The 16,471-nt window shown below is 39.1% G+C and carries 10 protein-coding genes; 5 read left to right on the top strand and 5 right to left on the bottom strand.

The genetic code is table 11. The annotated features are described in order from the left end of the window. The first annotated feature begins 13 nt into the window (after positions 1-13). The 4 genes from C8N37_RS13150 to C8N37_RS13135 all read left to right on the top strand — a co-directional run bounded on the left by C8N37_RS13150 (position 14) and on the right by C8N37_RS13135 (position 6,246). Positions 14-2,440, top strand: coding sequence for a right-handed parallel beta-helix repeat-containing protein (locus tag C8N37_RS13150; RefSeq protein WP_211322254.1), 2,427 nt, complete (start codon positions 14-16; stop codon positions 2,438-2,440). 61 nt (positions 2,441-2,501) lie between these two features. After that, a complete protein-coding gene (locus tag C8N37_RS13145; protein WP_146171066.1) occupies positions 2,502-2,993 on the top strand; it encodes a hypothetical protein in 492 nt (163 codons plus the stop codon). An 11-nt stretch (positions 2,994-3,004) separates the two neighbouring features. Next, complete coding sequence (locus tag C8N37_RS13140; protein WP_108159311.1) at positions 3,005-3,865, top strand: alpha/beta hydrolase; 861 nt, start codon at positions 3,005-3,007, stop codon at positions 3,863-3,865. An 11-nt stretch (positions 3,866-3,876) separates the two neighbouring features. Continuing rightward, positions 3,877-6,246, top strand: coding sequence for an alpha-L-rhamnosidase-related protein (locus C8N37_RS13135; protein WP_108159310.1), 2,370 nt, complete (start codon positions 3,877-3,879; stop codon positions 6,244-6,246). Positions 6,247-6,506: 260 nt separating this feature from the next. Here the strand turns inward: C8N37_RS13135 and C8N37_RS13130 are convergent, their stop codons facing one another. The 3 genes from C8N37_RS13130 to C8N37_RS13120 all read right to left on the bottom strand — a co-directional run bounded on the left by C8N37_RS13130 (position 6,507) and on the right by C8N37_RS13120 (position 10,591). Beyond that, the gene (locus C8N37_RS13130; protein ID WP_108159309.1) at positions 6,507-7,112 is read right to left on the bottom strand and encodes a porin family protein; all 606 of its coding nucleotides are present in this window, start codon (positions 7,110-7,112) and stop codon (positions 6,507-6,509) included. A gap of 139 nt (positions 7,113-7,251) precedes the next feature. After that, positions 7,252-8,616, bottom strand: a complete 1,365-nt coding sequence (locus tag C8N37_RS13125; protein ID WP_244914423.1) for a Gfo/Idh/MocA family protein — start codon at positions 8,614-8,616, stop codon at positions 7,252-7,254. 250 nt (positions 8,617-8,866) lie between these two features. Then, entirely contained in the window at positions 8,867-10,591 is a 1,725-nt protein-coding gene (locus C8N37_RS13120; protein WP_108159308.1) for an amidohydrolase, read from the bottom strand. Positions 10,592-10,798: 207 nt separating this feature from the next. On the opposite strand from C8N37_RS13120, the gene C8N37_RS13115 reads away from it, so the two are divergent. Beyond that, the gene (locus C8N37_RS13115; protein ID WP_108159307.1) at positions 10,799-11,743 is read left to right on the top strand and encodes an AraC family transcriptional regulator; all 945 of its coding nucleotides are present in this window, start codon (positions 10,799-10,801) and stop codon (positions 11,741-11,743) included. Positions 11,744-11,842: 99 nt separating this feature from the next. Here C8N37_RS13115 and C8N37_RS13110 read toward each other — a convergent pair whose 3' ends face one another. Together C8N37_RS13110 and C8N37_RS13105 are read right to left on the bottom strand one after the other, a co-directional pair. Next, a complete protein-coding gene (locus C8N37_RS13110; RefSeq protein WP_108159306.1) occupies positions 11,843-13,291 on the bottom strand; it encodes a TolC family protein in 1,449 nt (482 codons plus the stop codon). Further along, positions 13,284-16,451 (bottom strand): efflux RND transporter permease subunit, encoded by a 3,168-nt coding sequence (locus C8N37_RS13105; RefSeq protein WP_108159305.1) that lies wholly within the window; start codon positions 16,449-16,451, stop codon positions 13,284-13,286. Before C8N37_RS13105 ends, C8N37_RS13110 begins: the two co-directional genes overlap by 8 nt. Positions 16,452-16,471 lie beyond the last annotated feature (20 nt).

The raw sequence follows: 16,471 nt of genomic DNA, 5'->3' as shown, positions 1-16,471 counted from the left end.
GTTTTGTTTAAGCATGATACTCATTGTCGGCTTTTCTTGCAGTAAAGAAATCATTCTAAGTCAGTATGTTGATTCACCAGGAAATACAACCTATTACATTGACTCAGAATCCGGCAATAATGAATCTTCAGGGACGAGTGAATCTCAATCGTGGAAAAACTTTGATAAAGTTAATGCAACAACATTTCAACCTGGAGATAAAATACTATTAAAAAGAGGGGGCATTTGGAATGGACAACTTTATCCTAGTGGTAGTGGTAGCCAAGAAGCACCTATTGAAATAGGTGCGTATGGTACCGGCAGTGCTCCATTGATCAATGCTAACGGTGTTGATAGTGTTGCTGTACATTTAAAAAATCAATCCCACTGGATTATCCGTGATTTAGAAATTACCAATAAAGCAGAAATACGATCGAATACCTATAGATGGGGAATTTTAATAGAAAACAGAAACCGCGCATTGGTCAGCAATATTCAAATTCTGAATAATGTCATTCATGATGTGACAGGGAGTTTTCATTTTTACGGCACTAAATCTCCACATATGAATGGAGGAATTGCTGCTGTGGTGTTTGGTTCTGGTGCTACGGATAAGTTCGATCAAATTCGAATTGAAGGTAATCTAGTCTATAATGCCGGTCGTACAGGTATTGTTGTTTGGGACCAATATTGGAATGGTGCTGGGCAGGCGAGTACCCAAGTTGTCATTCGACAAAATACAGTCCGTGATATCGATAGTGATGGTATTTTGGTGTATGGCTGTGATGGCGCTATTTTAGAACATAATTTGGCGGACAAATGTGGTTCTTATGTCGAGTCAGCTGAAAATGCCTTTAATGGCTCCTGCGCCATATGGGCCACAAGAGGTGCTAATTGCGTCGTTCAGTTCAATGAGGCTGCTAATACTAAAAAATTGCCTGGAAATGCAGATGGTCAAGGATTCGACGTTGATATTGATGGCATTAATCATATTGTGCAGTATAACTATAGTCATGACAATGAGGGTGGGTTTATATTAATATTAAGTGCTGCCGGCGACCCGAGCTCATTGGTAGGAACATCTGGTGCGGTAGTTCGTTATAATATTAGTCAAAACGATAAATCCAGTTTAATAAGCTTTGCTGGGGGCATAGCGCCAAATACGCAGATCTATAATAATACTTTTTATATCAAGAATGGCTTAGATACAAAAATTATAGATTATTCTTGGGAGATGGATATGACCAAACCCTTTAGTTTTCAAAATAATATCGTTTACAATTTAGGATCTGGCGGTTATAGAATTCCTGGCCCTAATGGCACATTTTCAAATAATTTATATTACGGTAATCATCCAACATCAGAGCCCTTGGAAGCTAATAAACTAACTGCTGACCCCCAGTTTGTTAATCCTGGATCTGGAGGGAATGGGCGAACAACTTTAGATGGGTATAAATTAGGGGAAAATTCTCCTGCGCTAGGCATGGGTATCTATCTTCCGAATCATGGTGGACAAGATTTCTATGGAAATACGATTTCCGAATTAGCGAAACCAACTATCGGAGCATTTTTTGTATACAAAGGTGACGCCGAATTAATCAAACAAGATTTTGTCGATCATTTGAATGACGCTAGCAAATTATATTCAGTTAGTGCAAACACAACTTTTGACAACTCTAACCCTCAATTATTTGAAGGTGACCCCGTTCGTTTGACACGTACCGACGGCACTAAGGCTACATTAGTATATAAAAAGGATCAAATTAAAGCTTACGAGATCAAAGCCTACCTTTTTGATGCCGACGTTACAAAAATTAAAGTTTACGGTTCCTCTAATGGTACCAGCTGGACTCCTATAAGCAGTAACTACGGTACATTAGTGGAGACAAGCAATGGCTGGAAAACTTCTCTTATCAGCTCTGCGGCCAATCTGCCGGTAAATATTAATTATATAAAGATTGAATTAGAAGATCCTAATAGTTGGGGCACGCAAATAGGAAAAGTAACCTTAAAATTTGACGACGATAATCAGCCGTCAATACAGGCTATAAACGATGATCTTAATGACGCAAGTAAACTATTTGATCTAAGTTCCAATATGACTTTAGATAATAGTAATCCTCAGTTTTTTGATCAAGACAACTCCAGAGCAGCACGTAGCGATAATAGTAAAGGTACATTGGTTTATAAAGGTGTACAACTTCAGTCTTTGGAAATGAAAGTTTATCTTTTTGATGCTGATATAACCAAAATAAAAGTCTATCGCTCTACAAATGGAAGTTCATGGACAGCAGTGCAGACGAGTTTCTCTGATCCGGTAGCTACAGGAGCTGGCTGGACATCCTCAACGATTACTTCCGCAGCCGATTTACCTAATGGTACCAATTATTTGAAAATTGAACTAGAAGATCCTGTAGGATGGGGAACACAAATAGGAAAAATAATCATTACACATGAATAATATACTCCTTGCATTTTGTTTGATTTTTTTTGCTTGTCAATGCAAAAAAAATCAAACATTTATGGACAATACTATTTCTATAGCACGCATAAATGAGCGTTCGATTTCTGCTGAAGAACTAAAATTCTATATGAGTCTGGAAAAAGCGAATACAGTGAATTACTTTTTTCAAAAATATAAAGCAGAAGTAGATCAGAGGTTTTGGAACCTTAAATTTGATCAGGAAGTTCCTATTGAGTTTTTACGTAATTCAGCATGGCATTTAATACAAAAAGATCAGCGGATAAAACAACTCGCACTCGACAACAGACTCCTTGAAAAGGCTGATTTTGCCTCTCTGTTGGAGGCTATGGAAGAGGAGAATAAAGTCCGTGAGCAAATGATTCAAGAGCATAAAATCATCTATGGACCGACCAAATTCGACCGTAGAAGCTATTACTTTTACTATATGAGTCAATTAGAAAATCAACTTAAAAAAATAGGAATTGTCGATTTTGATCAACCATTAGATATTACTTTGGACAGCGTAACATTCCATCAAATGACCCTTTAAAAGCTTTAGCCATGACAACAATAAAGAACTTTTGTTTTTTCATTTTTCTTTTTATTCTTTTAACAAATCATAAAAGTACAGCACAAACGAATACACCGCAAAAAATAATCCTTAACCATCCATATGGTCATGATTCTTTACAGATGATGGATGTCTATTTAGTGGAGAATAGGACTGCGCAAACGCCTTTATTAATTCTTATACACGGTGGAGGTTGGATGGCTGGTGACAAAGTAGATTTTAATTTTTTTAAGGACATGATCTTTCCTTTGGGCGTCAATGTTATTAATATAAATTATAGGCTAGCAAATAGTGACCGCATCCATTATAAAGAAATAATGAATGATGTTAGTGCTGCTGTGGCAGCAGTAGAATCAAACGCAAAAGGATGGAATATCAGGACTAAAAATTGGATTATGTGGGGAAATAGTGCTGGTGGACATTTAGCTTTATTGTATGCTTATAAATACGATGTCAAAAATCATCTTAGCGCAGTCGTTTCATTTGCAGGACCAGTGAAATTGGACAATGATCCGACGATGTCTAAAGCCAAACCCGAAGATGTAAGAGGCTTACTTCCGTTAATCACAGGGAAACCGTTTGTAGAGTCGAGCTCGCATCAAGCATATAAAGATGCAAGCCCTTACTACACCCGTAAATTTATTCCTACATTACTTATACATGGTTCGAAGGATGACATTGTTCCTATTGGACAGTCGGAGCTATTGCATAAACTATTAATAAAAAATAAAGTGCCTACTGATTTTGTTGAATTGACCAATGGCGATCATGGTGGCCATGGTGCAACAGCATTATCGCAAGAATTATTTCGCACAAAAATGATGCAATGGATTACCACTTATAGCAAATAACATTTTTATTTATGAAAAGGCTTTTTATAATTTTATTTATTCTGACGCAATGGATTCACATTTGCCACGCACAAAGTGTACCTGTAAATCCTAAATTGCTCAAAGGCCCTTGGAGTGCCTATTGGATATCCCATCCCGAAACTGCTGTCCGGGATTACGGTGTTTACCATTTTAGAAAAACTTTTAATATAGCACAATTGCCAGATCAATTTATTATCCATTTATCCGCTGATAATAGATATAAATTGTATGTCAATGGTCACTATATATTGGCTGGACCTGCAAGAGGGGATTTGTATAATTGGTATTTTGATAGTATAGATTTAGCCCCTTACCTTGTTGCAGGGGACAATAGTTTGGCTGTGATGGTTTGGAACATGGGCGATCTATCTCCTGTAGCCCAAATATCAAATCAATTGGGCTTAGTGGTACAGGCAGATGAAGAGAAAAATGAGTTTATAAACACCAATAATTCCTGGAAAACGACCAAAAACAAGGCATATCAACCGTGTTCAACCGACAATTCAGAACGCATGCAAACGTATATGGTAGTGGGTCCTGGCGATCAGTTGAATGCCAGTTTGTACCCTTGGAATTGGGAGCAGCAACATTACAATGATGAGGATTGGGAAAATGCCAAAAATTTATTCCCCGCAGTACCCAGTGGTCACGGAACAGACAATTTATGGAATTTGGTGCCTAGGAGCATACCTTTGTTAGAAACACAAAAAGAAGAAATCAATCATATCAGAAGAATTTCCGATAATAGGTTGATCAGTAAAATTGTAAATAAAGATAATCCCTTGGTCATACCTGCGCACAGTAAAGTGTCCGTTTTGCTCGATCAGAGCCATCTGATAGTTGGATACCCTAGCTTTACGTTTTCTGAGGGAAAAGCATCCACCGTTAAGATTACCTATGCAGAGGCTTTATTTAAAGATGGTATTAAAGGCAATAGAAACGAAATAGAAGGTAAAGATATTTTAGGAAATTATGATATCTATGAATCTGATGGTGCAAAAAACAGAATTTTTACCCCATTGTGGCTGCGCACACTACGTTATGTACAGTTGGATATAGAAACAAAAAGTGAACCCCTAACGGTACATGAAATTGTCATGATGCGTGAAGGTTATCCTTTAGTAGAAAAAGCATCTTTTGAAAGTAATGACTCCTCCTTAAAAGAGATCTGGAAGGTAGGCTGGCATACAGCTCGTCTTTGTGCCGCAGACTTATATTATGACTGTCCTTATTATGAGCAATTGCAATATGCGGGAGATTCCAGAATCCAATCCTTGATATCTTTATATGTCAGTGGTGATGATCGATTAATGCGTAAGGCTATTCAAGATTTTTACTTATCTATCGTTGCTGACGGGCTGCCCCAAGGACGCTATCCTAGCAATAGGATTCAAGTCATTCCTACTTACGGTTTATATTGGGTAAGTATGCTGTATGATTATTGGATGCATCGAAAAGATGATGCCTTTTTAGCAAAGTATCTACATGCTGCACAAGGTATTTTAGAATGGTATGAAAAACGCTTGGATAAGGACAAATCTTTGTTAGGACCTATGGAATGGTGGAATTTTACCGACTGGAATACGGCATTTAAAAATGGTGTTCCAGCAGGAGCAGAAGATGGTAATAGCACGATTATATCCATGCATTATGCCATCACATTAAGGGAAGCTGCAGAAGTATTTCAATATTTTGGTAAAACACAAATAGCAACTCAATATAAAGAGATCGCGAATAAGATTGTGAAAGCTGCTTATGCGTCAAGTTTCAATAAAAGTAAAGGTTTGATGGCTGACACTCCTGAACAAGAAGAATACTCTCAACATACCAATATATTAGCGATATTGAGTGATGCTGTCCCTGCTAATGAGCAAAAGAAATTAATGCTTAAAGTATTAAGTGACAAAGAGCTAAGTGAAGTTACTTTTTACTATCGCTTTTATCTGATTAGAGCATTAAAGAAAGTAGGCATGTCGGATAGTTATACCGATCAATTGGAGCCTTGGAAAGATATGTTAGCTTTAGGATTGTCGACATTTTCGGAAAATCCCGATCCTACTCGTTCTGACTGCCATGCTTGGAGCTCCAGTCCTAATTATGATTTTTTAGCCACTATTTGTGGTATTATGCCTTCTTCACAAGGATTTTCAACCGTAGATATTAGCCCCGCTTTTGGCAATCTAAGGGAGATCAAAGGAAGTATGCCTCATCCTCTTGGCACGATTAAAGTGAATTTAACACATCTTAATAATGGAAAGGTTTATGGTGATGTGGAACTACCGGTTGGACTCACAGGAAAATTTTATTGGAAAGGAAAACATTTGCAACTTAAATCCGGTATCCAAAAGATTAGTTTGTAAACAAAGCTATTGCACAAAAGAATGTATAGACATAAAAGATGAAAATAAAATCAGTAGCGTATAGGGTTAAAAATTAGCGTGAATTATAAAACATGGATTGCTATATTTCGTTCGTTAAAATGGATCATACCATGGTAAATACAAGAGGCCGCATTCTTTCATGCGGCCTCTTGTATTGAATATTAAGCTTTCTATCTACGTGACACAAAATGTATATATTTCGGGCGCTATTGATTTCTTTTGGTAAGGTATTTTTAGAATTAGAATTGGAAACCAACTCCTACAGAAAATACACGATTTTTAGCGGAAGCACCTCCAGAATCTTTCCAGATATTGGTCAATCCTAGATCATATCCACCGTTGATCAAGAATCCATTAGCGAATTTAAATCCTGTTAAAAAGTTAAGACCCGCTGCAAAGCTTTTTAAGCCAGCATCACTAAAACTACGACTCTCACTAAAGTTCCCTTGTGTGGTTTTTGTATGGATGCCAAAGCCAGCATAAGGACCAACACCTAAAAATATGTTACCCGTATTTCCTGTAGGAATTGAATAGACAAAATTTACAGGTACTTCAATATACATCAAGTTATCTTTCGTTTTTTCATCTGTATATGCTTCTGAAATGGCGCCACCTTTACCTTGTAGAGAGATTCCGGGCTGTACACTTAGGTTATTCGAAACAGGTAGATCAGCATAACCAGTCACATAAAATGTGGTTGCGGCATCAGTTGTAAATGAAGTATTACTTTTAGTTGTCTTAACTTTTGCAAAATTTAGACCGGCTTTTAGTCCATAAGAGGTTTGTGCTTTTGCGCTTACAATGACACATAATGTTGCGGCTAATGATAGTAATGTTCTTTTCATTAAAAATATTTAAAAAAATGGAAGTCGCAAAACTAGGTATATTTTTTAAAATTCTTGTCATAAGGAAAAATATATGAATGACTTAAATCAAAAGTCAAACTTCGAAAATCAAAGACTAAATACTTTTATACTAATTTAATTAACCCAAAAACGGATGTTGCCAAGGTGCCCGATAAGTCCTTCTTAATAATTTGGTGGCTTCCGGATCATCAACACATATTTTTTTAATAGGATCATAGACTAATGGTCTATTCAATAACATGGATAGGTTTGCCAGTATGCAGCTTGCCGTTGAGATATGTCCCTCTTCTATATCTGCCACTGGGAGATGGTCATTTTTAATCGCAGATAAAAGATTGAGCATATGTTGGCGTGTAGCAGGAGCGGTGTGCAGTTCGATTCCGGGTTCATTGAGATCTGCTGGAAATTTTTCTTTCTCAAAAACGACATCCATACCAATGCGCTCTCCTTTACCAACTGGAATAAATTCATATTTCATGACACTTCCTTTTAGCGTCCCTTTATCTCCATAGATAATAAATGCCCACGGATATTCTGGATCTGCAGGTGTTCCCCAAGTTCGATGTTGCCATATACAGTTTAGATCATCATATTCAAATACTGCCGTCTGTGTATCCGCGATATTGGATTTCCCTTCTTTCTGAACGTAAATTCCTCCTGTTGCACTGATCTTTTTAGGCCATTTGAGTTGCAATAGCCAACGGACAGTATCAAACATGTGCATGCCCATATCACCGGTGATACCATTTCCATATTCCATGAATGTTCGCCACCATCCACCGTGTGGCAAACCGTCATATGGACGTAAAGGAGCAGGACCAGTCCACATCTCATAATCAAGGAAATCTGGAATAGTTTCTAATGGTGGATTGCCATTTTTACGCATATGGTAGTAACAGCACATCTCGACATGTGATATTTTACCGAGTAATCCCTGATCTAGGATCCGATTTTTTGCATCAATGAGATGGGCAGTGCTTCGTCGCTGTGTACCTACCTGCACCTTTTTATTATATTTTCTTGCTGTACGGAGGATCGCTTCACCTTCTAGGACATCGATGCTGACCGGTTTTTGGAGATAGAGATGGGCTCCCGACCGCATGGCATCAATCGCTTGTCTGGCATGCCAGTGATCTGGCGTGCCGATCAGCACAAGATCCAACTGATTTTCTGCAAGCATTTTCCTATAATCATTATAAAGCTTTGGAACCTTTCGTGATATTTGGCGCTCACTGATCAATCTTCCTGCTTCTTGTAGATGTCTGCTGTCGACATCACACAAGGCAACTACATCAATATCATGGACTTGCATAAGTCTAAAAAGATCACTTTTGCCATACCAACCTGTGCCAATTAGTCCTACGCGCATGTTTTTATTTTGACGAGTAAAAGCTAGTCCTTTAGCTTGCAAGGCAGACAATGTTAAAACTGCGCTCGTGCTTTGAATGAATTTTCTGCGGTTTAGATTGAAGTCAGCCATCATGTATTGGTTTATATATTGTTCGCTATGAGAAAAACAAAGAACTCAATATAATGATTATTTGGCGATTATTTCTCCATAAATTTATTTTGATGGTCTTAAGATGGAAATTTAAATATAGTTCTATATGAATATTTAACATGACTGCTTATATGAGTATAGATAAAAGATGATAGACTTAGGCTACAAAAAGAGGGTTTATTTTATTACACCCTCTTTCGCTTTATGATCCTATAGCTAGTTGTTATGGTAGCTATCTTTTAAATACTGTTTTACCATCCTTGATTGTTTCTTGCACCTGTATTGACCTCAGCTCTTTTGGATCTATGGTTAATGGATCCTTATTGAGTATCACCAAGTCAGCGATCTTGCCAACTTTTAAAGAACCTTTGGTATCTTCCTCTTGGTATTGATATGCAGCATTGATGGTGATCGCTTTTAGCGCATCGATCACGGGTATACGTTGATCTGGACCGAGTACCATACCCGAACGTGTTATTCTACTCACCGCAGCATATACACCAGTGATCAAATCTGGCGGCGTAACAGGAGCATCATGATGGATGGTAAATGTAATTCCAGCATCTTTAGCCGCTTTTGCAGGACTTATGAATGCTGCTCTCGTTGGACCAAAAACACTATTGTAGTGCCAGTCACCCCATAGATAGGTATGTGCCGAAAAATAAGAGGGTATTACGCCAATTTCTTTAATTTTAGCAATATGGTCTGGTCTACTATTTTGCACATGAATGAGGGTTGCTCGAAGTTCAGGTTTGTAGATTCCTTCTTGTTTTAATTTTCCGATGACACGCAATGCTTGATCAATTGCGGCATCTCCATTGACATGGAGTTGAGCCGTTATATTTTTTAAAAAAATTGTTTTTAAATCTGCGTAGAGCACTTCATCTGTAAATATTGGAAAGCCTTTATAATCTTTGCTTTGTCCCTCTGGAGGAACGAGATAGGGTTGCGTCAACCAAGCTGTCTTTCCTTGTGGCGAGCCGTCATCCGAGAATTTGAACCCACCAAATTTGAGCCTGTTTTCATACTTCATATAATGCGGTAAAAACGATTGCCATTCCTTTTTGTTTGCTTCAAAATCGGGGAAATAGACAATATCTGCTTTGATTAATTTTTTCGCCGCCGCTTCGCGGAGCAAACTAAGTCCTACCCCCATGGTTCTTCCATCGCAAACCGTAGTCTGCCCATAACTAAACCATTCATCTTGAGCAGTCAGAAAATCTTTCATTGATTGCGAGAGGCTATCTGTTTCAGGAGGTTTGGGAAGTAATGCCGTTAGTTTCATCAACGCGGTAAAACTTGCATTTTCTTCCAGTTTTCCATTTAAGCGCTTGGTTTTTGGATCGCGGCCGTAATGACCTCCTTGTGGATCTTTTACATCTTCCGGGATCTGTAATAGTTTGAACATCGCCGTGTTGATCACACTCGCATGACCAGAAGTATGGATAACGATAATTGGATTTGAATTGCTGACAGCGTCGAGCTCTTCACGCGTAGGATGGTGATGCTCGGTCATGATGGCATCATCATAACCATTACCCAACACAGGAGTCGTTGCATCCAATTGATGCTTACTGATATAGTCTCGCAATGTCGTTTGTAAGTCCGCTATACTATTTACCTTGCCGTATGGGCTGGGAGAAAGATCTACCGCTTGCGACATACCGGCACGCGAAGTGATATGACTATGTACATCAATAAAACCAGGCATGAGCGTTTTATTTTCCAAATTGATTTCATTCGTGTTGGAGCCAACGTATTTCATAGCTTCTTTTTTCGTTCCCGCAAAAAGTATCTTTCCATCTTTTACAGCTAATGCTTCCACTTGAGGAATAGTATCTTCCATCGTTAATATGGGGCCACCATAATATAGGGTGTCTGCATCATTTTTTACATTTTTGCAACTTGCTAGTATACAGACAAACAAGATCACATTTATATTGTACTTTTTCCACATAACACCTATTGTTTAAAATCTATCGGTAGTTTTTAATATAAACTGTTTTTTACTTTTAATGTTTGAAAAATTGTTTGTGACGTTTTATTATTGACGTTGACATCTGTGAGTATCTAAGTAGATTTTAGTGTCTAGAAAGAGAATAAAACAAGTATTTTAGCAAGAAGTGCAAATAGTCTACAAATTACATTCACGATATTTGCTCAAATGAACGCTCATGAATTAAGCAGACAAGAATACACTAATCGTATAATTCGAGTGCTGGACTATATTAACGAAAATTTAGATAAGCCTATTGATTTATCAGTACTGGCACATGTCGCTTTTTTTTCACCATATCACTTTCATAGAATATTCACATTTATGGTCGGCGAAACACCGAATAATTATGTTTCACGTATACGATTAGAGAAAGCTGCTCGTTTACTTCAAAATGATTCTAAACCTAGTATAAGTGACATAGCTTTTAAATGCGGTTTTGAAAGTATATCTTCATTTAGTAGGGCTTTCAAAAGATATTTCGATATGAGTGCAAAAGAGTTTAGAAAGGAATCTAAGGGTATTTTTGGCAGAGGTGGTATCCGATATAGCAAGAATGGCAAAGCGGTTAGCAAGATTGGTAAACATATGCAGCTGATAAATAATGAATTTTGCAGTGTCGAACTAAAACAATTAATAATTATGGACACTAAAATCGAGATTAAACAAATGCCTGTCATGAATCTTATTTGCTATCGCCGCATTGGTGCATTCAACCAAATTGGGCTGGCTTACGGAAAACTATTCCAATGGGCTGCTCCTCGTGGATTGCTAAATACAAGAACAAAAGTATTAACAGTCTATCACGATGATCCTTCGATTACCGAAATTAACAAAATGCGTAATGATGCTTGTTTAGTAGTGGAGGGAGATGTACAAGTAGAGGGTGAAATAAGAAAATCGCATATTGGCGAAGGTAAGTATGCTGTTGGCTACTTCGAAATTACTCTTTCAGAATTTGAAAAAGCTTGGAACACCATGTATTCATGGTTATCTGAAAGTGGCTACCAACCAAGAGAAGCTAGTCCTTATGAAATTTATCATAATGATTATAAGCAACATCCTGAGGAGAAATTTATAATGGAAATTTGTATTCCTGTAAAACCATTATAAATCAAGGAGAAGTTGGATCTGGACAATTTGGCTAAACATGCCCTATAACCATAAAATGCGCTTACCATCTGGTAAGCGCATTTTAATCACTCAGCCCCTTTACTTCCAACCACCTCCGAGGTCACGGTAGGTAATGGCTACGGTATTCAACTGATCTTTTTTCGTTTTGATCAGTTCTAATTTTGCTTCCAAAGCATCCCGCTGTGTCATGAGTACCTCAAAGTAATCAACTCGAGCAGACTTGAACAGATCATTGGAGATATCATTTGACTTGGTCAAAGCTTCTACCTGTTGCGATTTGAGATCATAACTTTTTTGCAGATTGCTGATCTTCGATAGGTTGTTTGACACCTCGGCATATGCACTCAATATGGTTTGCTGATAGTTGTACATCGCTTTCAACTGGAGTGCGCTTGCTTTACTAAATTCAGCTTTTATACCATTTTTATTTATTAATGGAGTAGCAAGTTCTCCCGCAAGCGAGTATAACATCGACTCTGGCATCTTTACAAAGTAAGAGGGCTTGAAAGCCTCTAAACCCAAAGTTGCCGAGATGTTGAAAGAAGGATAAAATTCGGCACGTGCTACTTTGACATCTAATTTTGCAGCAGCTAAATCCAGCTCAGCCTTTCTGATATCCGCTCTATTTGCCAATAACTGTGAAGGGATACCACTATGAACTGCAGGTGATACCATTGTCAAAAAGCTATTTTTGTCCCGTGGAATCGTTTGAGCGTATCTACCCAATAAAAGATTGATCCGATTCTCCGTTTCTTGGATATCCTGTTTAATCTCATAAGCCAAGCTTTGCGAATTGAGCATTTCAGCTTTGAATTTTTGTACCGCCAATTCCGTAGATCGAGCTGCCTCTTTTTGTGCTTTGATCACCTCAAGCGCATTCTGTTGCAATTTGATGGTTTCTTGTACCACATCGAGTTGGTTATCCAAGGCTAATAGTTCGTAATAACTGTTAGCAACCTCGGCAACCAGATTGGTCAAGACAAAATTCTTCCCTTCCATCGTGGAGAGATAGCGGGCTATGGCTGCTTTCTTTTGATCATGGAGTTTGCCCCAAATATCGATCTCCCAGTTACCTGTCAGTGCAGCCTCGTAATTCATCAGCGGATCTGGAAATTTCTTCCCTGGAGCGATATCAGTACTCGCATCCCCCGCACCTTGACTGGTATAGCGTCCTACTTTTTCAACTCCGGCGCCAATTTTGGCATCTACTGTCGGCAATAACTGACCTTGTTTAAAACGAACTTCACTTTTCGCAATCTCGATCTCCTGCAAGGTGATCATAAGCTCTTGATTGTTTTTCAAAGCGGTATCGATCAAGCTGCTGAGATAATGATCGGAGAAGAAGTCACGCCAAGGCGTGACGACCATATTCGTGCTGTCTTTTAAAGCTGTCGTTGTGCTGTCATTATAAGCAACAGGCACGATTTTGTTTTCTTTAATGATGGGAACGGACGGCACTTTACAGCTTACTACTGAAACGCAGATCAAGCCTATTCCAATCCATTTTTTTATCTTGATATTATTCATGATGATCGATTTCTTCTGATAAAGGATTCTCGTTTTCGTAACTTGCCAATTTGCTTCTGGATGCTATCTTTCCAAAAATATAATACAGTCCCGGTATAATCAGTAATCCAAATACGGTACCGATTAACATACCACCAGCTGCCGCACTTCCGATGGTCCTGTTGCCGATAGCACCTGGCCCGGTTGCAAATGCCAATGGTACTAAACCCGCAATAAAGGCAAAAGAAGTCATCAAGATAGGACGGAATCGTACACCTGCACCTTCAATGGCAGCATCAAGTACAGAGCTACCGGCATGGTGTTTTTGTACGGCAAATTCGATAATCAATACCGCATTCTTCCCGAGCAGTCCGATAAGCATAACCATGGCGACCTGAGCATAAATATTATTTTCTAGACCCAATACTTTGAGCAGTAGGAATGCTCCAAAAATACCTGCAGGCAACGAAAGTACTACGGCTAGTGGCAATACAAAGCTTTCATATTGGGCGGCTAATATCATGTATACGAAGGTCAAACAGATCAAAAAGATGTAGATGGCTTCATTACCTCGGGAAACTTCATCTTTAGAAATACCTGCCCATTCAATACCATACCCTCTCGGCAATGTTGCTTTGGCTACCTCTGTAACCGCTTTAATCGCTTCGCCACTGCTATATCCTGGAGCCGAAGAACCACTTATCTCCGAAGAGTTATACATATTGTGTCGTGTGATTTCGGAAAGACCATATACTTTTTCCAGAGTCATAAATGCCGCATATGGTACCATCTCATCCCTATTATTTTTCACGTATAGTTTGAGTATATCGTCCGGTTGCGCACGATATTGCGGTAACGCCTGTACCATGACTTTATACTGCCGATCATATTTAATAAAACTGGTTTCGTAGTTACTTCCTACCAATGTGGATAAAGTACTCATCGCATTGTCAATCGTAACTCCTTTTTGTTCGGCTTTTTCGTTGTCGATATGCAACATAAATTGTGGGAAACTAGCGCTGTAAAATGTAAATACAGATGCTAGCTCTGGGCGTTTGCTCAGCTCTTTGACGAGATCTTTACTTACGGTCTCCATTTTTTTGAAATCACCTGATCCTGCTTTATCTAAAAGGCGTAATTCAAAACCACCTGCTGCACCGTATCCGGGTACTGCCGGAGGACCAAAAAATTCAATGGTGGCACCGGTAATATCTTTTGACTTTTCTTCTAGTTCGTGCATCACATCCTGAACGGAGTTTTTGCGATCTTCCCAACTTTTTAAGTTGATCAAGCAGGTTCCAGTGTTAGCTCCGGTACCTTCAGTTAGAATTTCATAACCCGCTAATGACGATACAGACTTTACACCATCGATATTCATGGCGATCGACTGAAGTTTCTCTGCAATTTGATTCGTCCGTTCTAGTGTTGACCCGGGAGGCGTTTGGATGATTGCATAAAACATCCCTTGATCTTCATTGGGAATAAATCCCGATGGCAGGCTGTTGTTTAAAAAGAAGATGGCGGAACAGAAGGCTGCTAAAAGCACAAAGGTGACCAATCGTTTATTGACGATTTTACTCAATAAGTTTTGATAGCGATTGGCTCCTGTAGTAAAGAGGTTGTTAAAGCTTGTCAAGAACTTATTGAGCAATGTTTTTTTCTTCGGTTTTCCATGCTCATTTTTCAGGATCATGGCACATAATGCTGGAGTAAGGGTCAGTGCGACTACACCAGATAGAATAATGGCTGTTGCCATGGTGATGGAAAACTGCTTGTAAAAGATACCGACAGGCCCCGACATAAATGCTACTGGGATAAACACAGCTGCCATGACCAGTGTAATGGCGATGATCGCGCCACTAATCTCATGCATCGCCTCTTCGGTCGCTTTTAAAGGTGAAAGATTTTTTTCCTCCATCTTGGCATGGACCGCTTCGATGACCACAATGGCGTCATCCACCACGACCCCGATGGCCATCACTAATGCAAAGAGGGTGATGAGGTTGAGTGTAATCCCAAATACGGACATAAAGGCAAATGTACCGATCAATGATACGGGCACTGCCATAGCGGGGATCAGGGTAGATCGCCAATCGCCTAAAAATAGAAATACCACAATACCCACCAGTACAAAGGCCTCGAGCAGTGTATGGATTACTTTTTCGATCGACGCATCCAGAAACTTAGATACGTCATAACTGATCTCATAATCCATTCCTTTGGGAAAGCTGGTCGCTTTGATCTCCGCCAATTTGCTTTTGATATTTTTAATGACATCACTGGCATTACTGCCGTAAGATTGCTTGATCACGATGGCCGCAGATGGTCTCCCGTTAAGGGTAGAGTAGATATCATACATGGAGCTTCCAAATTCGACATCTGCCACATCTTTTACGCGCAGTACTTCACCACTAGGATTTGATTTCAGTATGATGTTTTCATAACCCTCTTTGGTATTGAAACGACCTGGATATTTAAGGACATATTCAAATGCTTGAGATCTTTTGCCCGAACTTTCGCCCGTTTTACCAGGAGAGGCTTCTAAACTTTGTTCATCAAGAGCTTTTAACACCTCATCAGCAGATATTTTGTAAGCCAGCATGCGATCTGGTTTTAACCAAATACGCATGGCATATTCTCTGTTACCTAGAATATCGGCAACACCAACACCGTCAATACGTTTCAGCTCGGATAAAATATTGATATCACCGTAGTTGAAGAGAAAGTTTTGATCTGCTTTGGGATCTTTACTGAATAAGTTGACGTATACCAGCATGTTAGATTCTTCTCTGGTGATTTTCACCCCTTCCCGCACGACTAAAGGCGGCAGTTTGTTGATCACAGAAGAAACTCTATTTTGAACATTTACGGCCGCAAGATTGGGGTCCGTTCCTAAGTTGAAGATAACTTGAATCGAGGCTTCACCGTCATTACCTGCATCTGAGGTAATGTATTTCATACCTGGTACACCGTTGATCGCGCGCTCAAGGGGGATAAGGACTGATTTGACCATCAACTCACCATTTGCCCCAGGGTACTCCGCAGTAATATTTACTTTAGGAGGTGAGATGGAAGGAAACTGTGTGATGGGCAGTTTGAGCATCGATAATACACCAAGAAATACAATAATCAAGGAGATGACGATGGACAAGACTGGTCTATGAATGAATTTATTAAACATCGTTGATTTTTTAGGGTGGA

This window comes from Sphingobacterium faecium, from assembly GCF_003054045.1.
Lineage (GTDB): Bacteria > Bacteroidota > Bacteroidia > Sphingobacteriales > Sphingobacteriaceae > Sphingobacterium > Sphingobacterium faecium.
Note: the sequence above shows the minus strand (reverse complement) of the source record. Positions and strands in the feature narration are given on the sequence as shown.